Here is a 26,858-nt window from a genome sequence, read left to right on the forward strand (position 1 = left end):
GATAAATATGCAAGCAACAGTATTCACAGAACTTACACAAGAAAAAGTCGATAAAGCTGTGAGCGCAATTCTTGAAGTACTAGGAAAGCCAGAAAATGATTTACACCACAAAGCGTTAACAGCTTTTCAGAGTGGCGATCATCAAACTGTAAAGAGACTGGCATCTACCAACTTGAATGATTATTATTGCAAAGCTTTGGGATATCTGGGAGGAGCGCTGAAGCTGACTCCAAACACCGATACTATTTTGGCGGAATCGGCTCGTAGTGCAGCTGAATTTGTCAAAGAAAAAGCATTGCAGCACCTTGGGATTAAGATCGCTGATGCTTTGAATTAACCAATGCAATGAGCTTGCGCGATCGCTCTAAATAAATTAAAAAAACCCTCCTGAAAAACGTTTCAAGAGGGTTTGTGTAGTAATTATACCAATTCAATTAATGATTGCAACACATTCTTGGGTAAAGACGCGATGAATCGCGTCTCTACAAATGGTCTATTTGTCGCATTTTTTTTTCAAATTGGTATTACTTTTTCCGGCTTCCTGTAGTAACAAAAGAGGGATTACTTCATCGGTAAGGTAAGGGTGAATGCTGTTTGACCAGAAGGTGTTAAATCAAGGGTAAGGGTCGCCACGATGTGCCCTGGCAATTTCTCGGGCTAGGCTCAGTCCTAGTCCGATTCCTTCTACCTTGCGGTTACGTGAGGGATCGCTGCGATAAAATCGATCAAAAATGCGATCGCGATCGCTTAGGGGAATATCTTTTGATGCATTGACAATGGTGACGTGAAGAGTTATGGGAGTTTGATGAGCGCGAATCTGTATCCAGCCGTTGGCGAGATTGTATTTAATTGCATTACTAAATAGGTTTTGCAAAACTTGAATTAAAAGATCGCGATCGCCTTTTACCCGCAACCCATCAGTAAAGTCAGTTTCCACAGTCAAATGGGGAGCTAGCATTTCCACATCTTCTAGCATCTCCATCAGCAACTCAGACATATCCACTTCAACCAGATACAAGCTCATTTTTCCGGCATCTGCCAGAGATAGCAGCAAGAGTTTTCGCATAATTCCACTCAGGCGGCGCACCTCATCTAACAAATTGCTTAAGCGCTGTTGTACTTCACTACCGGGATCGACCTGTTGGAGTGTTCGCTCTAGTTCGCCTTGCAAAATAGTCAGTGGGGTTTTCAGTTCGTGAGCCGCGTCACCACTAAAGCGGGAAGCTTGGGTAAAACTACGTTCTAAGCGTGACAACATCAGGTTGAACACTTGAATCAGCTCGACAAATTCAACATCAGTTGTCCCAATGGGAATTCGTTGATCTAGTCCTTTGACAGTTACCTGTTGAATTACGCTCGTTAATTGCCGGATGGGACGCAAAGCACCGCCAGAAACCAACCATGCCCCCACCGCAACCAACAGCAGCGCTCCCGGAATTGAAACCAGGAAGATATTGCGAATGGTAGCCATATCTCGATCCACGGCTTGCAAGCTAACGGCAATGGCAACCTGAGCATTGGGTAATTTAGTTGCTCCAATCCGCCAGACTGCTGTTGTTGTCCGCTCTGTGACAAATTGAGGTGGGCGTGGACGAATCAGTGGTGGCCGCTCGAAGGATGGATTTGTATTAGAGGGTAAAGGTGGTGGTTCTCTGTTCGGGGGCGGTGGTAGAGGTGTCAACTCAAGACGCTTCAGCAACAGACGATTTACCTCAAGGTCGGCAGATAGGGAGTTGGATTGATAAAGTATATTATTGTTTGCGTCCAGCACCACCAGGGCGACAGGGGTTTTTGTATTGGTTCCGAAAGCATAAGATAAGGAATCTTCGTAAAACTGCCATCGGGAGGGACGATCGCGTGAGTTTTCTCTTTTAGGAAAGGCTGCGCCAGCGGGAGGTTCCTCTGGTGGAGGGAAGTTCGGAGTTGCCCGCATCAAGTGATTTAATAGTTCTGCATCCAGGCGGCTAATCTTAGCATTGTAAATCTGAAACCAGGAAACCGCGCCAAATCCGACTAATGTGCTGCCAGCTAGAGCCGCAGACAACAGAGCAATGCGGAGTCGAAACGAAGGAAGTTTCACGATCGAGAATCCGGCTTGCGAAATCGATATCCAACCCCTCGAATGCTTTCAATCCAGACTGCTTCATCAAGGGGATCAATTTTTTTACGAATTCGCTGGATACAAACATCCACAACATTGGTGTTGGGGTTAAAGTCGTAGCCCCAAACGTGTTCCAAAATTTGGGTACGAGTGAAAACCCGTCCGGGAGAGCGCATGAGATATTCCAGAAGATTAAATTCGCGGCTGGTGAGTTCTATGGCCTGTTGATTACAAGTGATTTCTCTAGTAATGCGATCGAGTTTGATCGGCCCAACGCAAAGTAGATTTTGGCGTAGGCGTAGCCCGTCGGAGACATCGCTTACACTCCGGCGCACAACTGCATGAATTCTAGCCGCTAACTCTTCCACAAAAAACGGTTTAGCGATATAGTCATCTGCTCCTAAATTTAGCCCTTGCAAGCGATCGTCTAGTTCATTCCGAGCCGTCAACAAAATCACCGGAGCATTCCGACCTTGCCGCCGCAATAATTTTAGAATCGATAGTCCATCTTTTCCCGGCATCATAATATCGAGTACGATCGCATCGTATTCGTTGTCTAATGCCCGCAGATATCCGTCATCACCGTTATCGCAGTAGTCTACAACAAATCCCTGCTCCTTTAATCCAGCCCGGACAAAGTTAGCAATTTTCGCTTCATCTTCAACAAACAGAACGTTCACAGCATTTATTAATTCATATATTCTTCTATTCTAAATTCATTATTTTTTATTCAAATTACAAAACTGTAATTTAGAAAATAGGAAAGCTGTAATTTTGAGGTGGCTCAATTAGAAATATGAACACCGCAGCTTTTGAAAGTTGATTTTTATGAATATTCGTCGAGTCTTAGCCGTAGCAGCGATTCCTTTTTTGATTGGTACATTCGGTCTTGTTGCACCCAATCAGGCAAATGCCGCTAATCCACCTCATCGGAACGCTGAGATTTCAGAACAGCCCAACAAACGGCAAATATCTGATAAAAAACCACAAATCAGACATTCTAAACCCCGTCCACATCAGAAAAAGCGTACTCCCCAACGTCCCCAACCTCATAATCAAGAAGCAGTTCAAAACCGGGGAGAACGCAATAACCGTTAATTGATGCACCCTTGTATTTCGCCTCCCCCTCAGCGGCGATCTCGTCAGAGTATTGTTGTTTCTAAATTACAAAACTGTAATTTAAAAACAGGGCAGACTGTTATTTTGAGAAGACTTAATTAGAAATATAAACCTTTGGAGATTTAATGATGAATATTCGTAGAGTACTAGTAGTAACAGCGATTCCTGTTCTGGTTGGCACATTTGGTTTTCTTTCACTTAATCAAGCAAATGCCGCTAATCAATTCGATCGAATTGCACAGGCGCAACAACCGCCCAACGAACCATCAAACGAACGGCCGCGTCCACCTAGACCAGATTTTGCAGCCGCAGCAACAAAGTTAGGAGTTACAGAAGCCCAGTTAAAGGCAGCACTGGGAGTCCCAGCCAATCCGCCAAATCCAGGCGATCGCAATCAACGCCCACCTCGACCTGATTTTAAAGCCGCAGCAACCAAATTAGGAGTTACAGAAGCCCAGTTAAAGGCGGCATTGGGAGTCCCAACCAATCCGCCAAATCCAGGCGATCGCAATCAGCGTCCACCCAGACCAGATTTTGCAGCCGCAGCAACAAAGTTAGGAGTTACAGAAGCCCAGTTAAAGGCGGCGTTAGGAGTTCCAGCCAATCCGCCAAATCCAGGCGATCGCAATCAACGTCCACCCAGACCTGATTTTCAAGCCGCAGCAGCAAAGCTGGGTGTCACTGAACAACAGTTGATCGACGCACTAGGTGTTCCACCTCATCCTCCTGGCGATGGCGGAGCCTCTCCCCAAGAAAATCTTCCTAATCAACCAAAATAGCAGTAGGGGCGCAAAGACTTGCGCCCCTACTGCTCGGTTAAAGGGAAAAGGGTAAGGGTAAAAGGAGTGGAAGACTAGATTAGGACTTACGCACTCAGATCCCCCAACCCCCTTAAAAAGACGTGAGTTCGACGAGTGCTATTTTGACCTCTCCCCCAGCCCCTCCTTTCAAGGGCTGGGAGGGAGAGGGTCTGTCGAACTTACGTTAAAAAGGGGGCTTTAGACTTCCCCCCCTTTTTAAGGCAGGGCTGTTTCATTCGATATCTTGGGTATTTTGTCAAGAGTATGAGTCAGAAATTTGCTTGAGTGGGGAAAAGAAAAGCTACCACCTCAACAAGTAAATTTAAGTGCGATCGCGATTTTATTGCCCAATCAGATTTTTTAGTCACCTGACTTTTTTGCTTGAAACGCTTGTAAATCAGCGCCTTTTAGGGAATGAAACAGCCCTGCTTTTTAAGGGGGGTTAGGGGGGATCGGGGTTTCAGGCTTCAGTGCGTAAGTCCTATAGATATACAAGGTTTTTTCCCCTTTAAACTTTTCCCTTTCCCCAAAAGCCGACAAGTATTGGGTGTGGTTCAAATACATGAAAGATGCTGTATATATAGTGTGAGATTATTTGATTTTTTCTTTCACCAGAACTACTACAATTACTATTGATGCTAGATAATGGGAAGGCTTTGACATTTTCTTGCCAATCTAGCCCGGAAACAATAACTAAGACTTATGCGAACTCACTATTGCGGCGAACTCCGAAAAGAACATATTGGAGAAACTGTTACCTTTTACGGATGGGTAGACCGTCGCCGCGATCATGGTGGTGTGATATTTTTAGATTTACGCGATCGCTCTGGAACTGTCCAAATCGTCAGCGATCCGCAACGCACCCCAGATTCTTACGAATATGCGAACGCCCTGCGAAATGAATATGTTGTCGAAATCACTGGTAGGGTAACACAACGTCCCGAAGAATCGTTGAATACTCGCATCCCCACAGGCGAGGTAGAAATCTACGCTGATAAAATTGAACTACTCAATGCTGTTCGCAAACAGTTACCTTTCCAAGTTTCTGTAGCTGACACCGAAACAGTACGAGAAGACTTACGGCTGAAATATCGTTATTTGGATTTGCGACGCGAACGTATGGCGCAAAATTTGCAACTGCGTCATCAAATTGTCAAAGCTATGCGTCGTTATCTAGAAGATTTGGAAGGTTTTATCGAAGTCGAAACCCCAATTCTTACCCGTTCTACCCCAGAAGGGGCGCGAGATTACATTCTACCCAGTCGCGTCAATCCTGGTGAATGGTATGCTTTGCCGCAATCACCCCAGTTATTTAAACAATTGCTGATGGTATCTGGCTTAGATAGATATTATCAGATTGCGCGTTGCTTTCGTGACGAAGATTTACGCGCCGACAGACAACCAGAATTCACGCAGTTGGACATGGAAATGAGCTTCATGTCCCAAGAAGAAATTATCGAACTAAATGAGAATTTAATTTGCCATATCTACAAAACAGTTAAAGGCATTGAGTTACAGCGCCCTTTCCCGCGTCTGACTTATGCTGAAGGGATGGAACGTTACGGTAGTGATAAACCAGATACACGTTATGGTTTGGAATTAGTTGATGTTTCAGATATCGTCAAAGACTCTGGTTTCAAAGTATTTCGCGATACTGTTATCAATGGTGGTATCGTCAAAATTCTGCCCATTCCCAACGGTAACGATGTAATTTCTAATGTCCGCATTAAACCAGGTGGCGATTTATTTAAAGAAGCCAGCGAAGCCGGTGCTAAAGGTTTAGCTTATATCCGCGTCAGAGATGATGGCGAAATTGACACCATTGGGGCGATTAAAGACAACTTAAGCGAAGAACAAAAACAAGAAATTTTGCGCCGTACAGGTGCAAAAGCGGGACATTTGCTGTTGTTTGGGGCAGGGGAAGCTGGTACAGTTAATAAAACTTTAGATAGATTACGACAAGCGATCGCTAGAGAATTTAACTTAATCGATCCAGAAAAAATTAACTTGCTCTGGATTACAGATTTCCCGATGTTCGAGTGGAATGCTGACGAAAAACGTTTAGAAGCACTACACCACCCGTTCACAGCACCACATCCTGATGATTTGAGCGACTTAAAGACTGCACGCGCCCAAGCTTACGACATGATACTCAACGGCGTAGAAATTGGTGGTGGAAGTCTACGGATTTATCAGCGAGAAATTCAACAGCAAGTATTTGAAGCGATTGGATTATCTCCTGAAGAAGCACAAAATAAATTTGGCTTTCTCTTAGAAGCATTTGAATATGGTACACCGCCGCATGGTGGCATCGCCTACGGTTTAGATCGTTTGGTAATGTTGCTAGCTGGAGAAGAATCGATTCGGGATGTCATTGCTTTTCCAAAGACACAACAAGCACGTTGTTTGTTAACAGATGCGCCTTCGAGTGTAGATGCTAAACAGTTGAAAGAATTACACGTTGCTTCGACTTATAAACCAAAGTCTTAGCTCGACTTTATCCAATTAGGCGGCATAAACAGCAATATCGTTTGTTTCGTTGCCGATACCAAACAAGCCAACCCAAGGTGCGCTCTATCACCCGTTGTTTTGGAAACAAAACAAGCCCTTTGCGCTCTTTGGGTTGGAGTACTACTTGTATAATCCAACGGCAATTTTGATTATTTTAATATTCAAAACTCAGTGACAATGTTAACAATTTTATCTTCAGTGTCGTATCCAAAGTAGGTTGGGTAAATACCATCTCCACACCCTGATGAAAAGGCAATTATATTTAATTGGGTAGATTTATCTATACAAACATTTGCCCAATCCCATGTAGGTCTGTAATTTTTTCTTAATTCATCTTGAATCAGGTCTATCAAGCTTTCTTCTTGGGGATTAGCAATGTATGCATAGTATATTGAATCATCAAGAATTTTTACTGCATCAAAATCCATAAAGCAGCCAACTCCAGAATCAACTGGATAACCCAAGGTGTCATTTTCTTCTGTAAGCAAAGCTAGTTCTTCATCAGAGCAAATACCTAATTTCCAATTTATGGGAGTTTCTTCGCTAATACGAATTATGGCATAAGCCACTCTTTGGTCATTATTTATTGGATAATGAGCAACAATTAAGAAAACAGGATATTTACCAATTGGTAAAGACTTTTGAAAAGCTTCACTCTCAGGAAAAGCAAGTGGGTCACAAGCTACTAATCTTCCTGAAGTTAAAATTAATTCCCCAAGATAATGGGTTGTAAATGTAATATCTCCAATTGAACTAGATAGTTTTTCACCTCTTAAAGCTTTATCAAAATTAATAGTATCCATTTTTGAATAACGCTTAAAATAGACATTGTAGCACAAAATAGTTCAAACCCTTACAATGCTTAACTGCTTGATAAAACCCGTTATCTTTGATAAACTTCGGAGTGCTAATATTTTTTGCATTTAATCTGATTTATTCATTAGCTCGGAATGCAATTTGCTAGAATTACTATAGTTTTTGTTTCTGAGATTTGGAAGAAATCTAGCATTTTATTATGATTATGCGCCTTCCCACAATTGCTGCGACCTTTGTCGCGGCCAGTCTTAGTATAGGTACACTTTTGAGTATTGCTGCCCCAGCTTCAGCTGACGAGATAATAACTTGTGCAAGCCAAAATAATCGAAGGAATACTTGTTCGGTAAATGCAAGAGGTAGAGTGAGGCTTGTTAGGCAATTGTCTAACACCAGTTGTAGAGGAAATTGGGGCTATCGGAGAAATCGTATTTGGGTGAAAAATGGTTGCCGAGCTGAGTTTTCAGTAGGCGATCGCAGAAACGACAGATATGACAGATACGATCGAAACGATCGATATGACAGATACGATCGAAACGACAGATATGACCGATACGATCGAAACGATCGATATGACAGATAGGAGACTGGGTATTGCATCAATATAGATAGTTAAGCAGAAATTAAGCAACTTACTTCTGCTAACTTTTATAAGTAAAGCCCTTATCAACTCTAAGAGGGTATTGATTTCTATGTATGTTAATCAAACATTGCTTTCAAGTGCGTGTCTAGTTGGCATTTATCCAGCGTTTCAAAACTTTGGATAGATGTTTCGGGTATATACAGCTAATTTCAAGTTGATGAAGTACACAAGCTGTCAACTCTTCTTTGCGTATCTTGCTAATGCGATCGCTTCTTTTTTTGTAGAGAAGCGATCGCAGTGTTTATTTTATAGTCGCAGATAAGATAAGAGAGTAATATGCTCCTCACACACAAGTAGCAATGACCCTCAACCCTGCGGAAATTTCCCCGTCTCAATGCTCCGACGCTGCACCAATTGCCCAATGGTTTGACAATCATTGCCGAGCAAATGCCAGTTGAAGCCGTAAACCTCAACTTATGGATAAAAGTTGGCTCTGCTGTCGAACCTGATGCTATTAACGGCATGGCTCACTTTTTAGAACACATGATTTTTAAAGGAACAGAACGACTGGCAAGCGGCGAGTTTGAACGTCGAATTGAAGAACGGGGTGCTGTTACTAATGCCGCGACTAGCCAAGACTATACTCATTACTATATAACTACTGCCCCCAAAGATTTTACCGAGCTTGCGCCACTACAAATAGATGTAGTATCGAATGCGAGTATTCCTGATGATGCCTTTGAACGCGAGCGATTGGTAGTTTTAGAAGAAATTAGGCGTTCAGAAGATAATCCCCAACGGCGTACATATCGGCGGGCGATGGAGACAGCCTTTGATTATCTACCCTATCGCCGTGCGGTATTGGGGCCAGAATCGGTGATTGCCGGACTAAAACCCCAGCAGATGCGAGATTTTCATGCTAATTGGTATCAACCCCAGTCAATTACGGCTGTGGCTGTGGGCAATTTGCCCGTGGAAGAATTAATTGCAACTGTCGCTGAAGGATTTACAAAAGCCACTCGCAACTCTCCACTTCCCAATACAGACGAGATGAATGACGTGTCTGCCCACTCCTCACTAAATCCTGAATCACCATTTACAGAAATTGTTCGTCGAGAATTTATCGATGAAAGTCTCCAACAAGCAAGGCTAGTAATGGTTTGGCGAGTTCCAGGAATGACGCAGTTAGATCGCACCTATGGATTGGATGTTTTAGCCGGAATTTTGGGACACGGACGCACATCAAGACTGGTGAGGGATTTACGAGAAGAACAGGGATTGGTTACTTCAATTTCTGTGAGCAACATGAGCAACGAGCTACAAGGGATATTTTATATTTCAGCCAAATGTGCAGTAGAAAATTTAGCAGTTGTAGAGGATGCGATCGCTCAACACATTAGCAAACTACAGACAGAGTTGATAACAGAATCAGAAATTGCCCGTATACGGCAGCGAGTTGCTAACAGATTTATATTTGGTAACGAAACACCAAGCGATCGCTCTGGGTTGTATGGTTATTATCAATCTTTGGTGGGAGATTTGGAACCCGCCTTTAACTACCCAGCGATCGTTCAGAGCCAAGATGCAACAGACTTGATGCAAGCAGCCAAAGAGTATCTATCTCCATATGCTTATGGTGTAGTTTTTGTCAAGCCGTAAATTTGTCATTGGTCATCTGTCATTTGTCATTAGTTATTCTCTCCCTGCCCCCTGCCCCCTGCCCCCCTGCCCCTCGGTCACTGAGCGTAGCCGTTCGCGGAGCGTCTCGCAGAGAAGTGCTGCTCCTCTGCTCCCCATTCCCCACTCCCCAATTTAATCATGTGGACTCAAATCGACACCCATATTAGCCAGGTGACTGGCGAAAAATTTCAAAGTCAGCAAAGGCGATCGGTTGGTGGCGGGTGCATCAACCAAGGTTATGCTGTCTCTAATGGTGAGATAACTTACTTCGTCAAACAAAACCTTGCATCCCAAATTGCGATGTTTGAAGCTGAGGCGTTAGGTTTAGAGCAAATGCTAGCAACAGCTAGTATTCGCGTTCCCAAACCAATTTGCTGGGGTACTGCTGATAATTCTAGCTACATCATCCTGGAATGGTTGGAACTTGGTAGCGGTAACAGCAATTCATGGCAGGAAATGGGGCGCAAGTTAGCAGCGATGCATAAAGCTAGCAGTAGTCAAGTTTTTGGTTGGAAAATTAACAATACCATTGGTTCCACACCCCAAATTAATACTTGGACAGCAGACTGGACGGAATTTTATATTAAACATCGCTTGGGTTATCAATTTCAGTTGGCAAGGCGACGTGGAGGTAATTTTCCCCAACAAGACAAGTTACTAGCAGCTATCCCGGAACTATTGGCGGATCGTCAGGTGCAACCTTCTTTAGTACATGGCGATTTATGGGGCGGAAATGCAGGGTGTACTGCATCAGGGGAACCAGTGATATTCGATCCAGCAACTTATTTTGCGGATAGAGAAGTTGATATCGCCATGACCGAATTATTTGGTGGTTTCCCCGCAGCGTTTTATAAGGGTTACAACGAGGTGTTTCCGTTAGATGCAGGCTATGAGCAAAGAAAAACGCTTTATAACCTATATCACATTTTGAATCACTTCAATTTATTTGGGGGTAGTTACGATTCCCAAGCCAATAGGATGATTGACCAGATTTTACGATAAAGGATGGGGATTAAATAAACGTGTAAGGGTACGCAGACCAATACTTGTCGGGTTTTGGAGAAAAGGGGAAGGTGGGGCCCCAAGAAGGGGATAAGGGGCGGGGGAAAAGGGAAAGAAAAAACTTTTAACCTTTACCCTTTAACCTTTTCCCCAAACCCAATTCCGATTTAAAAATGCACAAAGCGAGCAGTATTGGGTACGCGGACTCGCTTGCCGCCGGCGCTATCCTGCCTTCTGCCTTCTGAATTTGTCCTGGTGTGACAGACTCGATTGCGAGATGATGGTAGTTTATCTTTGCACAAACTCCTTTATCCCAATCGCGATACAAGTTATGACACTCAATTTATATTTACTGCGACATGGAGAAACTACCTTTAGTCAAAGTGGTAATTTCTGCGGTGAAACTGATGCGGAGTTGACAACAGAGGGGATGGAGATGGCATCCGCTTTTGCCGATGTTTATCAACAATTGAAGTGGGAGGGAGTTTATGTTAGCCCAATGAAGCGCACAATTGCAACTGCCAAACCATTTTGTGATGCTATCGGTATGGATATGCAGTTGCGTGACGGACTTAGAGAAGGTAGTTACGGCGAATGGGAAACTAAGAGTAAATCGTTTGCCCAAGAGAATTACGCAGAGAACTATCTAAAATGGGTGACAGAACCAGCTTGGAATGCACCACTAGGTGGAGAAACTGCGGTAGATATTGCTAACCGTTCTATGCCTGTAATTGCTGAAATTCAAGAAAAACATCCCCAAGGTAATGTTTTAGTAGTTTCTCATAAAGCTACGATTCGGATTATGCTTTGCAGTTTACTGGGAATTGATTTGGGACGCTATCGCTATCGGGTGAATATTTTGGTCGCCTCGGTAAGTATGGTTAAATTTGACGTTAATGGCCCTTTGCTCGAAATATTAGGCGATCGCCATCATATACCCGATCGTATTCGCTCTCGTCCGGGAACATAATAGTCTCTTAGGGATTTGCAAAAAATAAATTATCCTAAATTATTTCTAGATTTGTAGGGGCACAAGGCCTTGCACCCCTACAATTTTTTTAACTGGAAGGCACTGCTTCGCCCGCCTTAAGAGCGATGGCGTAACCGCCCGCGTGGGTTGACAAAGCCCTTAGAGGATGAATGAACAAGTATTTTTCATCACATCAAAGCCTCAAAAACCTAACCCCCCTAGCCCCCTAAGGCTCATGAGGAAATGGCAGAGTGGTTTCATACAACAAAAAGAAAAAACTTTGTGCAGTTGGTTGAAGAGGGCACGTTGTGCTTGAGGAATAGTTCGGAAACTCTGTTTGCGGGCGTTCGTAATAAAAAAGTTGCGTAATAGTGCAATTAGTACTTCGACAAAACTTGATGGAAGTGAGAAATTCCATATTCAATATCTGCAAACTGAAGTACACCATATGCTTTGGAATGAACGCTTGCTTGTAGCGATCGCACCGCCCCAAAGTCTTCATTTAACACCCGCTCAAATTCAGGTCGAAATTCATCCTGCTTATAAGGAAATGCTTCAATTTGGGCTTTGGTTTGATAAATAAAAACCTCAAACTTAGTTCTTATGGGAGATAAAGGAGTCAGCCGAAAAACTGAAACTTTGTCTCTTGCAGTATTCACCATCATATTAGGAAAGATGAAACCCTGATACGATTGTCCCCTTGGTTCTCCTGCAAAAGCAGGGTGATCTTTGACAAATTCATCATCTGTAAAAGGAACAAATATCTGATAGTGTCGCCCAGTTGGAGTGTAAATAATATTCTTCGGATCGAAACACTTTAAACTTTGGGCATGAACAACTGACAAGTGATAACACTCTAGATAATTTTCAATCGGAAATTTCCAATTGGCTGGCTCTTCATAAAACCAACGATCGACCTGCTGAAGTTCTTGCCAGGAGTGCTGATATTGCTCTAAATAGGTTGAGAATCCGGCTAAATAACTGACTAAGGATTCGCCTTCTGCTTCTGAGCAAACAAAGATAAAGCCGCCCCATGTCTCTACTCGTCCCTTCGCTAGATAGACAGCCGACTTATTTAAATTGGGAAAACACTCAGCGCGAGGTAAACCTTTAAGATTACCTTCATAATTGAAGTTCCAACCATGATACGGACAACGCACTCGTTGACAATGACCCTGCCCTTGTAACATCTGCGCTCCGCGATGCGGACAAACATTGTGCATTGCTTGCAATTCACCATTACGATCGCGAATCACGAACATGGGCTGATCGCCAACTTGGCAAGTTAAATAATCCCCAGGATTAGGTAGATCGGATTCACGTCCCTACAAATTGCCAGGTGTTACGCCAGATAGTTTGCTGCTCGTAAGCAAAAATTCGCTCGCTAAAGTAGTAATCACCGGGTAGTCCAAATTTTGGTTGATTGGTACTAGAAGTGCGATCGAGAAATGAAGGATGGATCGAGATCATATTGTTAAATTCTATTTAATCAGTGCTATTGAGCGATCGCTGTAGTCAGAACAACCCCAGATGAGATTGCCTCTTGTGCTAATTCCTGCCACCAAGCTTCCATCGCATCGATCGTTGCCCGAAATCCTGCTGCAAACTCTCCAAATTGTTCGGGTTGTATGTACGCTGCCAGAGATGTTCTCAAACCCGCTTCATGTTCAATTTCCCACTCATCTAAATGCTTGCTAAAGAAATATTCCAAATCTTTGGGCATTGCTCCTTCCAGCAACCAATTTACAAGTTGCACGATTAGAGTTAATTCTGGAATTGAGGTTGCCTCGATCGCATAGGTTGCCCCCAGCACATAGGGTATTTGTTGCTCAAATATCGATTGCATAGTTCTTAACAATTTGGATGTAGCGATCGATGGCGTTGCGTTCTTCACAGGAACACTCAGTCCTTGTTCTAACCCTTCAGCTAAAAGCGTGTAATGAGAAATTCCTTGTGTACTTTTGCCCATCTCTTCAGCAATGTTTTCTTTGAGTTCTTGGGCTACAATGTCCCATTTTGCTACCAGCGCTTTCTGTCTTGCTAATTCTGTGAAACCCACCAACTCCTTTGGAAAAATCGAATATTGCTGCATGATATAAGCAATCTGAGCAAAGCTTGCTTTGTTCAGCATTTGTGCAACCGGATTTTTTGTAATACTAAATGCCAGGTAATCCTGAGCGAGCAGTTGATTTAGCTGCTGAGTTAGGCGATCGAATGTGTTCACAATTTTAGTCATTTCAAGAGTTGAAGTAGTGTCGGTCGATTTGTCTCAAAAGTTGCTGTGAATATCGAAAAGGTGATACTAGCGGCAATATCAAAACCAAGCAAAATTGATACGTAAAATTAATACGCATTTCACTGGGCTGATTACCAAGTATTTCTGAATACAGGCAAGGCAAATTTGATACTCAGTTAGCTTGGTTGATTACCAAAGATTGCTGAATACCGATATCAGGCCTGAACTTGCAAACAGTTAATTTATGAAGTTTTTGGCATTCTTGATTGCCAAATTTGGTTTTTGGAATCCAAGAAGCTTGAATTTTATTTCTTTAGATATTAAATCATTATAAATATTTATATTTCATTAAGATTATTAAAGTAATGTTTCAACAAAGAAACATTTTTCAATTGGCATTATAAAAGTAAATTTAATCACTAAATATTAATACTTAGTAAATCACATTAAATATCCCAAATAGCGGCACACACAGGTATTTATCTTGTTCGCAGAAGCAAGGAACGAGGTTGATTGAGGATAAACTTCGGGAAGATGAAGCACAAATTAGCTGAAAGAAGTATAAATACAACTAAGTGATTTTTCTGGTATTTGATAGTATGAAGTTTGTGATGGGTAATCTAGGTTAAGCCAAGACCTGAGCGAACCAAGATTTACCACTCATGAAGATACATTCATCTAGCAAAGTCCGTGCATTTTCATTACACCTTGTTCTGATCGTTCCTTTCGTATTGCAAGTTTTTGCCATCGTGGGACTGGTTGGGTATTTGTCGTTTAAAAATGGCGAGAAAGCGGTGAACGATCTGGCGGATCAGTTGATGGAGCGAACCAGTAGTGAAGTAAATCAACATTTGGATGCTTACCTGTCGATTCCCCATAAAGTTATCCAGTTAAATGCGGATGCAATTAGTATGGGATTGCTGAATGTGCGCGATCGCCTCAAGGTTGGCAAGTATTTCTGGCACGAAATGCAAGCCTATGACTTAACCTTTATCAGCTTAAACCTAGCAACTGGAGAAGGGACTGGAGCCGGTCGTTACGATGGCAAAACGGTGACCATTGATGATAATGCAATCAAAACTCCAAGTCTGCCGAAAAATACGAAAACTTACTTAACAGATAATGATGGCAACCCAACCAAAGTGATGACGACCAGTACTTGGGATACCGTCAATGAACTTGCCTATACTGAACCTGTGAAAGCCGGGAAACCTATCTGGGTTCGCATTTATACTTATTACGATCCTGCTTATCCCCCTTATATTGTGGCATCCGCAGGTCGTCCGATTTATGATGCCAGCAAAAAACTGATTGGTGTTGTGGGGGCTGAAATTCACCTGTTGAAACTCAGTGAATTTTTACAAAAATTAAATGTCAGCCACTTTGGACAAGTTTTTATTATGGAGCGTGATGGTATGTTGGTTGCCAATTCTGCTCAAGAAAAGCCTTTTACTGTAGTCAATAACGAAATTAAACGCCTGAAAGCGATCGACAGCCCCAATCCGGCGGTACAAAACATTGCCAAGCAGCTTCAGCAGCGCATTCCAAATTTCCAGTCGATTACCAATACCCAAAAACTGAAAGTTAATGTTCAAGGAGAAAATTTCTACGTGCATATTGTACCTTGGCGAGACCAACATGGTTTGGACTGGTTAGTGGTAGTTGGTATTCCGGAAAAAACTTACATGGCGCAAATCCATGCCAACACCCAAATTAGTATCCTGCTGTGTTTTGGGGCGCTGATAGTAGCAACAACGATTGGCGTATTTACCTCACGCTGGATTGCCCATCCTATCTTGCGCTTGAATCAGACTACCCAGGCAATAGCATTTGGTGATTTACAACAGACACTCGAAGAGGGGAATATCGATGAACTCAACACTCTTGCTCACTCTTTTAATCACATGGCAGGACAATTGCGCGAATCCTTTGTGGCTTTAGAAAATAGTAATGCAGAACTAGAAGCGCGAGTCGAACAACGGACTGTTGAACTGAAAACAGCCTTGAATGAATTGCAACGTACCCAAGCACAAGTAGTTCAAAGTGAAAAAATGTCTAGTCTGGGTCAACTGGTAGCAGGTATTGCCCATGAAATCAATAACCCAGTCAACTTTATTCACGGTAATCTTACTTACTTAGATGAATATACTGAAAACTTGTTACAGATGATTTATCTCTACCAAGAACGCCATTCTAGTCATGACCCAGAAATTCAAGCATTAGCAGAGAAAATAGATCTAGAATTTCTCATTGAAGATTTACAAAAGATACTGCCTTCAATGAAAATGGGGACTGAAAGAATTCGTAACATTGTGCTATCGCTGCGGAATTTTTCGCGTATGGATGAAGCGGAATTTAAGACAGTTGATATTCATGAAGGCATCGAAAGTACGCTCTTGATTCTGCAACACCGCCTTAAAGATAAACCAGACCATCCAGCAATTGAAGTTATTAAAGATTATGGCAACTTGCCGCAAGTGGAATGCTATCCTGGTCAACTCAACCAAGTATTGATGAATATTTTGGTAAATGCAATTGATGCCCTAGATGAAGCAGACATCAAGCGCACCTCTCAACAGATAGAGGAAAATCCTAGTCAAATTACTATCCGCACTTCAGTAGTTGATTCACAATCAATAGAAATTGCGATCGCTGATAATGCACAAGGAATGCCAGAATCGGTTCAAAACCGGATCTTCGATCCATTTTTTACTACCAAACCTGTAGGCAAAGGAACAGGTATGGGTATGGCAATCAGCTACCAAATCATTACGAAAAAGCATGGTGGGAAATTGCTATGTTTTTCTAGCCTTGGGCAAGGCACTAATTTCATAATTCAAGTGCCTATCCGGCAACAAGCTCCTGAAAGCGTCGTCAAAGTATAGACTGTTATATATCTCCCTGCCCCTCTGCCTACACAGCGATGGGATCTTTTTTGAGTTGGAAGTCCCTGACGCGTAGGTATAGCCCAAAGTAGGCATCACCTGCTCAAAAATTATGTTTCCAACGCCAATTTTCAGCAATATTTTAAATTTAATTGCTTGTTGATAAATTGTCTTTGACCTTAAAATCTTACGAATAGGTTCAAATAAATAAGCATAGAGGAAAAAGTTATGGCTTTGAGCGTCACACTAGAAATCGGCAATGATGTTGCTAAAATCACTTTGTCTGGAGAATTAGATGCAATGACTGCACCGATTTTCAAGACAGAGGTAGAGAAAGCAGCAGTTGAGCATCCAAAACACCTCGTGTTGTTGATGCAAGACTTAGAATATATGGCCAGTGCGGGTCTACGAGTACTCATTTTTGCTAAACAAACAATAGATGCTAATGCAAATATTTACATAGTTGCTCCGCAAGAAATGGTCTTGGAAACACTCAAAAAAACTGGACTTGACCAAAGCTTGCTTGTAGTTGATGAATATGATATTGAATCCTTACAGAAACTCAACTAGTTACTACCAAAAAAAATTTACGCTGCCAGAAACTCTAATCTGCACAAGCATCAACTAGGTAGACAATAGCATCGTCTGCAAGTGCCGCGATCGTTTCCTGACTGAGTGAAGGCTCAGAAAATATAAAATTCAAAAACATATTTTTCTGAAACCTTAATGCCTCAACCACAAAAACACCTGGAAACACCGATGCTGAAGCTACAGCATTAATTTCTTCGAGTTGAAATACCCCGTAGCGCTGGAAAATGTTAACTAAACCAAGCTTAGTGACTCCAACACTTGCTAGTACTTGATTTCAGAGCATTCCCTTTGTTGCCACTGCCAGTCCAGACGCTAGCATCATACTAAATAGATCGTTGCGTTGGATAGATATTTGTAGTGATTTGTTGTTTCACATCGCGTGCTAAATTCCCAAAAGACATACTTGGTTTTAAGGTATGAAATGTAACAGTAGATGAAGCTAATGACACCATCTGCCGATCGCTAATTATTGGTTACGTTAATTAAGAGACAATTTATAAAGTAAATTTTTAGACTACAAGACAACGCAGTATGTATTCGTGAGAAGTTAAGGTCGAGCCTTTGAAAATAATTTGTTCTTTAATAGATAGTTTTGGTTTACGACCTCCTCGTATAACAATAAGTTTCACTTTTTTAAAGTCTAATAAAGCTTGTTTTTCATGATACAATCATTGGGTATTTAAAATTAATTGTTGTAATTGTTCATACTCGAAACTAATCAAAAACTTTGTTTCTTAGGATTGTCTTCAATTCAGTATGTCGCTCATAGGTTTGTGTAAAAATATTTTCTAATGTTCTTATATATTAGAATGATACTATTTTAAAGATATCTACTGTTTGGACTTTGGACAAAAAGAAGATAGTTCGCAAGTGTTCTTTCCCCTCTGCTGGCTACGAGGAAAAGTTTGTGTAGCCCACCACTAGAATTATGGCGATCGCACATAGCAATAATGCTCATAGATGATGGCTTTTATTCCAAGTGAATTATCAACTTTAAGCTTGGGGAATTGGCAGTGAACAGAAAAAATCAAAAGTCAAAAGGAAATAGTCCGTTGGTAAGGCAGTACGTTGGCGTTAGCGTTAGCGCAGCGTTAGCGAGTCATCGAGCGTCAGCGGTAGCGAGTCATCGAGCGTCGGTAATTGCGCATTTGTACCCCTTTGGGGAAGCAAGCTACTTACAGCGTCTTTGTCAGCAAAAGCAACTGGTATTTAGAAGTCAGAATGCTGCATTGCCGATCGTGCTTACCCTATGCTTCTGGTTAGGGAGCATTGCTGCTAAACCCGTATTTGGACAATCCATTGTTCCAGCTAATGATGGGACAGGGACAGTTGTAACTCAAGAGGGTAATCGCATCGATATCCAAGGAGGTAAGCTTTCTGGCGATCGAGCGAATCTATTTCACAGCTTGGAGAAATTTGGACTCAATCAACAGCAGATTGCCAATTTTCTCTCGAATCCCGATATTCACAATATTCTCACACGAGTTGTCGGTGGAGATCCTTCAACGATCAACGGATTGATTCAGGTAACTGGAGGAAATTCCAACTTATTCATCATGAATCCAGCAGGAGTCATCTTTGGGCCGAATGCCCAAATTAACCTTCCGGCTGATTTTACCGTAACGACTGCTACAGCAATTGGTTTTGACAATCGCTTTTGGTTTAATGCAGTCGGTAAAAATGATTACTCAAATTTAAATGGCAATCCCTCTGGGTTTGCCTTTGATTTCGCCAATCCTGGGACTATTATCAATGCTGGTAGTTTGTCAGTTTTAGAAAAACACAATCTGGCTTTAATCGGTGGGAATATTATCAATACCGCGACATTGAGCGCACCCGGCGGCAATATCACTCTTGCAGCAGTGCCGGGGACAAACCTGATTCGGATCTCTCAAGCAGGAAACCTGCTGAGTTTAGAGCTAGAACTGCCAAGAAATACAACAGACCCAACACCTAGCAATTAACCCTCTGGATTTGCCAACGCTGTTAACCCAAGGAGCTAAGGGACTAAATCTTGGTGCGATCGCTTCTTTAGATGCTGGCAAAGTACAGTTAACACGAGCTGGTACAACTATCCCAACTGCCGCAGGAACTACGATCGCTTCTGGAACCCTAGATGTTTCCAATACAAAAGTTATGCAGACAGGTGGTACAGTAAACGTCTTGGGCGATCGCGTCGGATTGATTGGTGCTAACATTAATGCCTCTGGCACAGCTGGTGGCGGCATCGTTCGGATTGGCGGAGACTACAAAGGTCAAGGTATCTTACCCAATGCCTTACAGACGTTTGTTAGCAGTGATTCGGTAATTAATGCTAACGCACTGCGAAACGGTGATGGCGGTCGGGCGATCGTTTGGTCAGATAATAACACTCAGTTCTTTGGTAAGATCGACGCCATCGGGGGGCTTAATACTGGCAATGGCGGATTAGTCGAAGTATCTAGCAAAGGATTGCTTTTATTTCAAGGCTTAGTTGATTTACGTTCGCCTGCGGGGGAAGTCGGCACGCTCCTGCTAGATCCGACTGATATCACTATCAGCAGCGCGATGGATACCAACAGTATGACCTTCGGTAAAGGTATATTTGCTGACACCACTACAACCTCTTCTAATCTCAACTCGACTACGCTACAAAATCAACTAGCTTTGAGTAATGTTAACGTTTCGACAACATCGGGTTTGGCTGGTAAAGGAGATATTACAGTCAGCAATCCGATCTCATGGAGTAGCGGTTCTGACTTGAAATTAGCTGCCGATCGCAATATCAACATCAATGCCAACATCGGTACAACGGGTACTAACAATGCAAATCTAACGCTAGAAGCTAATAACAGTATTTTTCTCAACTCAAATGCCAAGCTAACAGCCAGTGGTGTGGGGAAGTTGGATGTCACCCTCAATGCAAATCGAGACGGGATCGAAGCAGGAGCGATCGCCCTCAAAAGCGGTGCTGCGATCGATTCTAATGGAGGTAATATAATTCTGGGCGGTAGTAGTAACCCCTTAAACGAACCGGCACAAGGAACAGCAGCAAATCCCATTGGAGTCAGCCTTGATAGAGCTACTCTCAACTCTGGAAGTGGCAATATTTCGATTAAAGGTCAGGGAAACAACGCTGATGCGAGCGAGCAGAAAGGCGTTTGGCTGAATAATAGCAGCATCATAGCTGAAAATGGAGATATCAGCTTAACTGGCATAGGCTACGGAAATGGAAACAACAACAACGGGATTCAGCTTAACAATAGCCTGGTGAGTTCCACTGGTACTGGGAAGATTACACTCCAAGGTACTAGTAACGCCAGAGGAGGTAGGGACAACGACGGCATTGAAGTAAACAGTAGCATCATCAGCGCGACTAAAACGGGGACAATTAATCTAGAAGGGATTGCCGGAGTCGGCACTGATATTAGTGAGGGGATATATATCGGTCGCAATTCCAAAGTCAGTTCAGCCAATGGAAATATCAACCTCGTGGGTACTGGCGGGAATGGAGAGGGAAATCGGAACTTCGGCATTTCACTGGAAGACGGCGCAGAAGTGGAATCGACGGCAACAGGAAATATCAGCTTAGAAGGCGCTAGTAGTGGTAACACTACAGAAGGAATTAGCATTAAAAACAGTTCCATTAACCCCACTGGAACAGGCAGTGGTACGATCGCCCTCACTGCTGATGAAATGAACTTCCTTGGCTCCACCCAAATCAAAGGTACTGGTATCCTTCAGTTGCAGCCTCGGACTCCTAGCTTAGGCATTACCTTGGGTGGCAACATTAACGATGCCCGTTTAAATCTAAATGCCAGTAAATTAAACACCTGGCAAAATGGCTTTTCTCAAATATCGATCGGGCGAGATAACAGTAGCGGTACTATTACCTTGGCAGGTGATGTGACTTTTAATGACCCGGTTACTTTGCGATCGCCCTTTGGCTCAGGTTCCATTAACACTAGTGGATTTCAACTCACAGGAGCCGACAATGCCACCCTTAACCTGCAAGCCAACCAAAACATTACCACTGGCGATGTGGTAAATCAAGGTCGAGATATTAAAATAACCAGTACCAGTGGCAATATCAATACCGGAACTCTCAATACTAGTTCTACAACTGGAAATGGGGGAGCGATCGCTCTAGAAGGCGGCGGTGACATTTCCACGGGCAATCTGAACAGTTCAGGAGTTAACGGTGGTGCGATCGTCGCCAAAGCTGCCACCAATATTACCACTGGCGCGATTGATTCCAGCAGTAGTTTCGGCAACGGTGGCAATGTCACCCTTGACTCCAGCCGCGACATTCAAGCTACCCAGATTAACGCCCAAGGTGGGAAAACCGGTAGAGGTGGTGACATAGATATCACCGCTAGACAATTTTTCCGCGTCACAGACACCTTCACCGACAGCAACAACGGTCTGGCTAGCATTTCCAGCCTTGGCGGTAACAGTGGGGGAGACATCACGATCCGGCATGGGGGAGGCAGCTTAAATCCGTTTCAGATTGGCAATGCCTCGGTAAATGGTACAGCTGGTGCGATCGTTGGCGGGAAAATTGCTATTATCCCCCCTCCACCTGCAACAGAGACTCCACTTGTTAATTTTAATCCCGTCGATCTCAGCAATCCCTTCCCTGTTACCCAGCCACTACAAGTAACCTTTGCCGCCTCCACACCAGCAACTGACATTAACCTACCAGAACTGGAGGAAGCCTTCACCAAGACCTTTGAGAACCATTTGGGCATCAGCAATGTCCGCATCAAAACCTTAAAAGAAGCCCAAGCTATATTGCGCCGAATTGAACAAGCCACTGGCATTAAATCTGCCCTGATTTATGTCTTATTTCAACCCAAAACCGAGGAAGACTCCAAATCTCAACCAGAGGAGACAGCCAAGCAACCGCAACCTATCTGGGAGTTCAATTCTCAAAGTTTAGAGCAGCGCCGACAGCCAGTACAACCCACTACACAAGCTCTAGATAACTACCAGCTCGAACTAGTGATGGTCACTTCCTCTGGAACACCAATCAGACGAGAGATAAAGGGAGCGACGCGAGAGCAAGTCCTCAAAAACGCTCAAGAATTCCAAGCAGCTATCACTAACATTCAACGCTCTCCCCCATATTTAGCTTTGGCTCAAAAGCTTTATAAGTGGCTGCTTGAGCCTTTGGAAAAGGATTTACAAGCTCAAAAAATCACGAATCTTAGCTTTTTGATGGACACGGGTTTACGCTCCCTGCCCATCGCCGCTCTGCATGACGGACAAGGGTTTATTGTAGAAAGATACAGCGTTGGTCTGATGCCCAGCTTATCACTTACTGATACTCGCTATGCAAATGTGAGAAATCAGCAAGTCTTAGCGATGGGAGCCAATCGCTTCCCCGATCAAAAGCCCTTACCAGCAGCTTCATTAGAGTTGTCTTTAATCGTCAGTCAATTGTGGCCTGGCAAGTCTTTCCTTAACGAAAACTTCACCGTGGAAAAGCTCAAACAAGCCCGCGCTTTACAAACTTTTGGTATTGTCCATTTCTCTACCCATGCTAACTTTCAGCCTGGTAATATCAATAAATCCTATATTGAGTTTTGGTATAGCAAATTACTAATTAGCCAATTGCAGCAATTGAAATTAAGTCAGCCGCCAGTGGAACTATTGGTTTTGAGTGCCTGTCGTACAGCATTAGGGAACCCAGAAGCGGAGTTGGGATTTGCAGGCTTGGCGGTGTTAGCAGGAGTGAAATCAGCGATGGGCAGTCTATGGTCTGTCAACGATGAAAGCACAATGGGACTAATGACAAGTTTCTACGAGAAATTGAAAGAAACTCCCATCAAAGCCGAGGCTCTGCGGCAAGCACAGGTAGCGATGCTCAAGGGGGTCAGGTGCGACTAGAGAAGGGTCAGTTGGTAACACCGAGTAAAAGTTTTCCTTTACCGCCGGAGTTAAGACAGATAGGAGACAAAGAATTTGCTCATCCTTATTATTGGAGCGGTTTCACGCTCGTCGGCAATCCTTGGTAAGGGACTTCCAGAAAATAAATTATCCAATTAACTGGGATCGGAATGGCACTAAGAAAAGCCCAAAGACTTATTGTATCCTCGTTCCCAGCCTCCAAGCTGGGAACGAGTTCCAAGAGGCTCTGCCTCTTGTCAAGCTATGGAGGCAAAGGGCTGTATCTTAACAAGCGTGCCATTAAACTGAAATCCTATTTTTCTGTCTCCCCCCTGTCATTGTGCCTATACAGCGACGAAATATTTTTTAATTGGAAGTCCCTCAGAGAGTGCATTTTTCAGATATAGCCGCAGTCACACAGATTAGGACAGTATTGATTGCTCAAAGTTTTGAAACAACTGGGTTTTGACTCAGCACTGGCTCAACCTTAGCTATCCGCTAACAGCACTCAACTATACTTCTGAAAAGACTGATTTACTGTTTCAAAGATTTACGTTCAATAGAAGTCCTTACGCGGATCATGAATTTACCAAAATTTTTTCTGTTTTTAGCGATCCTTGTTAGCGCACTTTCTCCCACCATTGCCACTTTTGCTAGCTTGCCATTACGGCGATCGGCATCCAACTTGGAGTGGAAAGTTAGTCTCAAATTCCCACCTGTAGATGACAGAGGAGCGCCCTCTCAAACATTGGGTGGAGGAACGCGTGGCTCTTCTTGTATCGATGGGAGAGGAATACCGATAACGCCTTTGATGCCGTCAAAAAAGAATTTTGGGAAAACGGTTGCAGCCAATCCAACACTATATTGGTACATTCCTCAAAATACTGCCCAATCTGGAGAATTGGCTTTGACAGATGAAGCCGGAAATCAGGTTTATCTGACAACTTTTAAACTACCTAGTACTCCTGGCATTATTAAACTGGAATTACCAGCAAATGTTTCTCTCCAAATTGGCAAGTATTATCGATGGTACTTCACGATGATTTGCGATTTTCAAGACCGCGCTCAGGATGAATCTGTCAAGGGATTACTCCAGCGTACCGAAGTAAGTTCATCCCTGAAAAGTCAGCTAGCTGGGGCAGGACTTCTAGAACAGGCAAAAATTTATGCAGAGTCTCAAATTTGGCAGGAAGCACTGAATACCGTTGCTCAATTGCGCCGCGAGAAGCCAACTGAATGGGAAGAACTTTTACAATCAGTCGGTCTAGGGGCGATCGCCAAAGAACCTTTCCTTGACTGCTGCACGAGCGATCGCTAACCTCAGTACAACTATATGGCAAAGTGAAAACGGCTACTTTGCTACCCGGAAAAATTAATTTTGGTACAAAAAAGATGATCTGGAGAAAGTGGAAAAAGCTACTGTGGCAATGGCGCGGTGTTTTGATTACTACTCCTAGTGTGGCTGGTGTAGTCATCTTATTACGCTTTGCTGGTTTAATGCAGCCTTGGGAGTTAGAGGCTTTCGATGGATATATGCGTTTGCGACCCCAAGAAGCACCCGATAACCGGATTGTGATTGTGGGAGTAAATCTTGCAGACATGAAAAAAATTCGTCAGCCAATCGTTCCAGATGGTCTGTATGCTCAATTGTTGCAAAAATTAAAAGCCAGGAAACCACGAGCTATTGGTTTAGATATCTACCGCGATTTACCTGTAGAACCAGGACATCAAGAATTAACCAAAGTATTTACATCTACCCCGAATTTAGTCGGGATTCAAAGAGTGGTAGGAGATAACCAACGCGAACCAATTGACCCGCCACCAGCACTCAAAGATAAAGGGCAAGTAGGTGCAAATGATTTGGTTTTAGATCCAGATAAAAAGGTAAGACGCAGTTTGCTCTACTTAACAGATAAAAATGGAGAGACTATTTACAGTTTTGCATTATATTTAGCTTTACTTTATCTTGATGCCGAAGGTATTGCACCCCAAACTTCTGGACAGGCAAAAAATTGGCAGTTAGGAAAGACAAGATTTATTCCTTTTGCCGCTAATGATGGTGGCTATGTGCGAGCTGATGACCGTGGCTACCAAATTTTAATTAATTACAGGGGGCCAGCCAGACGCTTTTCTACAGTCACGATGACAGATATTTTAGAAGACAAGGTACCACCAGAATGGGGACGCGATCGCATTATCTTAATTGGTAACGTCAGCGAAAGTTTTGAGGATTTATTCTTCACTCCCTATAGTAGTGGTTTGTTGACTTCTCCAGAACCTATGCCTGGGGTAGAAATTCATGCGAATATGGCTAGCCAAATTATCAGTGCAGCTACAGTAGGTCGTCCACTAATTAAGAGTTGGTCGCAACCAATAGAAATAGGATGGATTTTTCTCTGGTCTTTTGTGGGTGCAAGTCTAACTTGGCAATGGCGATATGCAGGCGGGATAAAATTTTTATCCCTCCAGAAAATAACTAGCCCAATTTTGGCAGCAGGTGTGCTATTGGTTAGTACATATACAGCCTTTATCGCCAGTTGGTGGATACCTGTAGTACCACCATTATTAGCTTTGTTGGGATCTGCGATCGCTATTACAGTCTATATCGCCCGTACTGCTGGAGAAATTCGTTATACATTTGGGCGTTACTTAAGCAAAGAAGTAGTCACTACCTTATTAGAAAGCCCAAAAGGTTTACAGCTTGGGGGCGAACGGCGCAAAATCACCATACTCGTCTCCGATTTAAGAGGATTTACCAGTATTTCAGAACAATTACCCCCGGAAAAGGTTGTTCAAATTCTCAATTTTTATTTAGCATCAATGGCAGATATCATTACCCAGTATCAAGGAACCATTGATGAGTTTACAGGTGATGGTATTTTAGTGTTGTTTGGTGCGCCTACTGCCAAAGAAGACGATACTACAAGGGCTATTGCTTGTGCGATCGCTATGCAGTTAGCAATGATGAGTATAAATGAAAAGATGCAGCAGTGGAATCTGCCATCATTAGAAATGGGAATAGCTGTCAACACCGGCGAAGTTGTTGTTGGAAATATTGGTTCTTATATCCGAACCAAATATGGTGTAGTTGGTAGCCAGGTGAATCTCACCTATCGTATTGAATCCTATACAATTGGAGGACAGATTGTTATTTCAGAATCGACATTTAGAGAAGTAGAGTCAATTGTTAAAATCTCTGGGCAAAAGCAAGTACAAGTAAAAGGAATTAAACTACCGATAAATATTTACGAAGTTAGGGGAATTATTGGAAAATACAATCTCTTTTTAACTCAAGAAGAAGAAAAATTACTACCTTTAGCTGAAGCAATACCAATAAAATATACAATTTTAGATGAAAAGCACATTGAAAAAAACTTTTTTCAAGGCAATTTAGTTAAACTTTCTACTAAAGGAGCCGAGGTACGTCCCAAGGATATAGAAAAAGATGTCATCCCTTCTTTATTCAGTAATATTAAATTAGTTTTATCACCAACTTCTCCCAAAGAATTAAGTGTTGATATTTATGCTAAAGTTTTAGAAAAACCAATAGAAGATGGGCTATTTTATATCTGCTTTACTACTAACAGTTCTGAGATAAAAGTAATTCTTAGTAAGATTTAAGTAGTTGGGATCGGGCAGGAGGCAGGAAGGAAGAGGATTTTAGCCTTGTTCATTGTTGGGAAAGGGCTAAAGGAT

Annotated in this window: 20 protein-coding genes and 1 pseudogene; 15 read left to right on the plus strand and 6 right to left on the minus strand. The window is 42.8% G+C overall.

What is annotated here, in order from left to right:
• The first annotated feature begins 7 nt into the window (after positions 1-7).
• Positions 8-337 (plus strand): hypothetical protein, encoded by a 330-nt coding sequence (locus NSTCB13_RS10585; RefSeq protein WP_448272293.1) that lies wholly within the window; start codon positions 8-10, stop codon positions 335-337.
• A gap of 224 nt (positions 338-561) precedes the next feature.
• Here NSTCB13_RS10585 and NSTCB13_RS10590 read toward each other — a convergent pair.
• Together NSTCB13_RS10590 and NSTCB13_RS10595 are read right to left on the minus strand one after the other, a co-directional pair.
• Positions 562-2,080 (minus strand): annotated as a pseudogene (locus NSTCB13_RS10590) (ATP-binding protein).
• A complete protein-coding gene (locus NSTCB13_RS10595; RefSeq protein ID WP_448272294.1) occupies positions 2,077-2,781 on the minus strand; it encodes a response regulator transcription factor in 705 nt (234 codons plus the stop codon). The pseudogene NSTCB13_RS10590 and the gene NSTCB13_RS10595 overlap by 4 nt, the downstream one beginning before the upstream one ends.
• A gap of 148 nt (positions 2,782-2,929) precedes the next feature.
• On the opposite strand from NSTCB13_RS10595, the gene NSTCB13_RS10600 reads away from it, so the two are divergent.
• The 3 genes from NSTCB13_RS10600 to aspS all read left to right on the plus strand — a co-directional run bounded on the left by NSTCB13_RS10600 (position 2,930) and on the right by aspS (position 6,510).
• The gene (locus NSTCB13_RS10600) at positions 2,930-3,199 is read left to right on the plus strand and encodes a hypothetical protein (RefSeq protein WP_448272296.1); all 270 of its coding nucleotides are present in this window, start codon (positions 2,930-2,932) and stop codon (positions 3,197-3,199) included.
• 146 nt (positions 3,200-3,345) lie between these two features.
• Entirely contained in the window at positions 3,346-3,999 is a 654-nt protein-coding gene (locus NSTCB13_RS10605) for a hypothetical protein (RefSeq protein WP_448272298.1), read from the plus strand.
• Positions 4,000-4,722: 723 nt separating this feature from the next.
• On the plus strand, positions 4,723-6,510 hold the full coding sequence (gene aspS, locus NSTCB13_RS10610; protein ID WP_448272299.1) for an aspartate--tRNA ligase: 1,788 nt from the start codon (positions 4,723-4,725) through the stop codon (positions 6,508-6,510).
• 182 nt (positions 6,511-6,692) lie between these two features.
• Here the strand turns inward: aspS and NSTCB13_RS10615 are convergent, their stop codons facing one another.
• Positions 6,693-7,334, minus strand: coding sequence for a DUF4241 domain-containing protein (locus NSTCB13_RS10615; RefSeq protein WP_448272301.1), 642 nt, complete (start codon positions 7,332-7,334; stop codon positions 6,693-6,695).
• A gap of 212 nt (positions 7,335-7,546) precedes the next feature.
• Here NSTCB13_RS10615 and NSTCB13_RS10620 point away from each other — a divergent pair, with 212 nt between their 5' ends.
• The 4 genes from NSTCB13_RS10620 to NSTCB13_RS10635 all read left to right on the plus strand — a co-directional run bounded on the left by NSTCB13_RS10620 (position 7,547) and on the right by NSTCB13_RS10635 (position 11,579).
• Positions 7,547-7,927, plus strand: a complete 381-nt coding sequence (locus NSTCB13_RS10620) for a DUF3011 domain-containing protein (protein ID WP_448272302.1) — start codon at positions 7,547-7,549, stop codon at positions 7,925-7,927.
• A gap of 372 nt (positions 7,928-8,299) precedes the next feature.
• Positions 8,300-9,586 (plus strand): M16 family metallopeptidase, encoded by a 1,287-nt coding sequence (locus tag NSTCB13_RS10625; protein WP_448273174.1) that lies wholly within the window; start codon positions 8,300-8,302, stop codon positions 9,584-9,586.
• A gap of 159 nt (positions 9,587-9,745) precedes the next feature.
• A complete protein-coding gene (locus tag NSTCB13_RS10630) occupies positions 9,746-10,609 on the plus strand; it encodes a fructosamine kinase family protein (RefSeq protein WP_448269721.1) in 864 nt (287 codons plus the stop codon).
• A gap of 331 nt (positions 10,610-10,940) precedes the next feature.
• Positions 10,941-11,579, plus strand: a complete 639-nt coding sequence (locus NSTCB13_RS10635) for a histidine phosphatase family protein (RefSeq protein WP_445629526.1) — start codon at positions 10,941-10,943, stop codon at positions 11,577-11,579.
• A gap of 377 nt (positions 11,580-11,956) precedes the next feature.
• On the opposite strand, the gene NSTCB13_RS10640 is transcribed toward NSTCB13_RS10635, so the two are convergent.
• Genes NSTCB13_RS10640 through NSTCB13_RS10650 form a run of 3 tightly spaced genes read right to left on the minus strand, consistent with a single transcriptional unit; the run spans position 11,957 to position 13,815 of the window.
• Positions 11,957-12,841 carry an aromatic ring-hydroxylating oxygenase subunit alpha gene (locus NSTCB13_RS10640; RefSeq protein ID WP_448272304.1) on the minus strand — a complete coding sequence of 295 codons (885 nt, stop codon included), beginning with the start codon at positions 12,839-12,841 and terminating at the stop codon, positions 11,957-11,959.
• 55 nt (positions 12,842-12,896) lie between these two features.
• Complete coding sequence (locus NSTCB13_RS10645) at positions 12,897-13,049, minus strand: hypothetical protein (protein WP_448272305.1); 153 nt, start codon at positions 13,047-13,049, stop codon at positions 12,897-12,899.
• 25 nt (positions 13,050-13,074) lie between these two features.
• A complete protein-coding gene (locus tag NSTCB13_RS10650) occupies positions 13,075-13,815 on the minus strand; it encodes a DUF3865 domain-containing protein (RefSeq protein ID WP_448272307.1) in 741 nt (246 codons plus the stop codon).
• Between the two features lie 662 nt (positions 13,816-14,477).
• On the opposite strand from NSTCB13_RS10650, the gene NSTCB13_RS10655 reads away from it, so the two are divergent.
• From NSTCB13_RS10655 to NSTCB13_RS10685, 7 genes are all read left to right on the plus strand, one after another.
• Positions 14,478-16,700 carry a sensor histidine kinase gene (locus NSTCB13_RS10655; RefSeq protein WP_448272308.1) on the plus strand — a complete coding sequence of 741 codons (2,223 nt, stop codon included), beginning with the start codon at positions 14,478-14,480 and terminating at the stop codon, positions 16,698-16,700.
• 228 nt (positions 16,701-16,928) lie between these two features.
• Positions 16,929-17,270, plus strand: coding sequence for an STAS domain-containing protein (locus NSTCB13_RS10660; RefSeq protein WP_448269727.1), 342 nt, complete (start codon positions 16,929-16,931; stop codon positions 17,268-17,270).
• A gap of 1,034 nt (positions 17,271-18,304) precedes the next feature.
• Positions 18,305-19,255 (plus strand): filamentous hemagglutinin N-terminal domain-containing protein, encoded by a 951-nt coding sequence (locus NSTCB13_RS10665; RefSeq protein WP_448272310.1) that lies wholly within the window; start codon positions 18,305-18,307, stop codon positions 19,253-19,255.
• 10 nt (positions 19,256-19,265) lie between these two features.
• Complete coding sequence (locus NSTCB13_RS10670) at positions 19,266-23,162, plus strand: CHAT domain-containing protein (protein ID WP_448272311.1); 3,897 nt, start codon at positions 19,266-19,268, stop codon at positions 23,160-23,162.
• Entirely contained in the window at positions 23,153-23,290 is a 138-nt protein-coding gene (locus NSTCB13_RS10675; RefSeq protein WP_448272313.1) for a hypothetical protein, read from the plus strand. The genes NSTCB13_RS10670 and NSTCB13_RS10675 overlap by 10 nt, the downstream gene beginning before the upstream one ends.
• 452 nt (positions 23,291-23,742) lie before the next feature.
• Positions 23,743-24,480, plus strand: a complete 738-nt coding sequence (locus tag NSTCB13_RS10680; protein ID WP_448272314.1) for a DUF928 domain-containing protein — start codon at positions 23,743-23,745, stop codon at positions 24,478-24,480.
• A 74-nt stretch (positions 24,481-24,554) separates the two neighbouring features.
• Positions 24,555-26,783 carry a CHASE2 domain-containing protein gene (locus NSTCB13_RS10685; protein ID WP_448272315.1) on the plus strand — a complete coding sequence of 743 codons (2,229 nt, stop codon included), beginning with the start codon at positions 24,555-24,557 and terminating at the stop codon, positions 26,781-26,783.
• Positions 26,784-26,858: the final 75 nt, after the last annotated feature.

The organism is Nostoc sp. DSM 114160 (genome assembly GCF_053470305.1).

Coding starts and splice junctions, on each gene's coding strand:
- NSTCB13_RS10585 (WP_448272293.1), top strand. CDS start 8: ATGCAAGCAACAGTATTCACAGAACTTACACAAGAAAAAGTCGATAAA.
- NSTCB13_RS10600 (WP_448272296.1), top strand. CDS start 2,930: ATGAATATTCGTCGAGTCTTAGCCGTAGCAGCGATTCCTTTTTTGATT.
- NSTCB13_RS10605 (WP_448272298.1), top strand. CDS start 3,346: ATGATGAATATTCGTAGAGTACTAGTAGTAACAGCGATTCCTGTTCTG.
- aspS (WP_448272299.1), top strand. CDS start 4,723: ATGCGAACTCACTATTGCGGCGAACTCCGAAAAGAACATATTGGAGAA.
- NSTCB13_RS10615 (WP_448272301.1), bottom strand. CDS start 7,334: ATGGATACTATTAATTTTGATAAAGCTTTAAGAGGTGAAAAACTATCT.
- NSTCB13_RS10620 (WP_448272302.1), top strand. CDS start 7,547: ATGATTATGCGCCTTCCCACAATTGCTGCGACCTTTGTCGCGGCCAGT.
- NSTCB13_RS10630 (WP_448269721.1), top strand. CDS start 9,746: ATGTGGACTCAAATCGACACCCATATTAGCCAGGTGACTGGCGAAAAA.
- NSTCB13_RS10635 (WP_445629526.1), top strand. CDS start 10,941: ATGACACTCAATTTATATTTACTGCGACATGGAGAAACTACCTTTAGT.
- NSTCB13_RS10640 (WP_448272304.1), bottom strand. CDS start 12,841: ATGTTCGTGATTCGCGATCGTAATGGTGAATTGCAAGCAATGCACAAT.
- NSTCB13_RS10645 (WP_448272305.1), bottom strand. CDS start 13,049: ATGATCTCGATCCATCCTTCATTTCTCGATCGCACTTCTAGTACCAAT.
- NSTCB13_RS10650 (WP_448272307.1), bottom strand. CDS start 13,815: ATGACTAAAATTGTGAACACATTCGATCGCCTAACTCAGCAGCTAAAT.
- NSTCB13_RS10655 (WP_448272308.1), top strand. CDS start 14,478: ATGAAGATACATTCATCTAGCAAAGTCCGTGCATTTTCATTACACCTT.
- NSTCB13_RS10660 (WP_448269727.1), top strand. CDS start 16,929: ATGGCTTTGAGCGTCACACTAGAAATCGGCAATGATGTTGCTAAAATC.
- NSTCB13_RS10680 (WP_448272314.1), top strand. CDS start 23,743: ATGAATTTACCAAAATTTTTTCTGTTTTTAGCGATCCTTGTTAGCGCA.
- NSTCB13_RS10685 (WP_448272315.1), top strand. CDS start 24,555: ATGATCTGGAGAAAGTGGAAAAAGCTACTGTGGCAATGGCGCGGTGTT.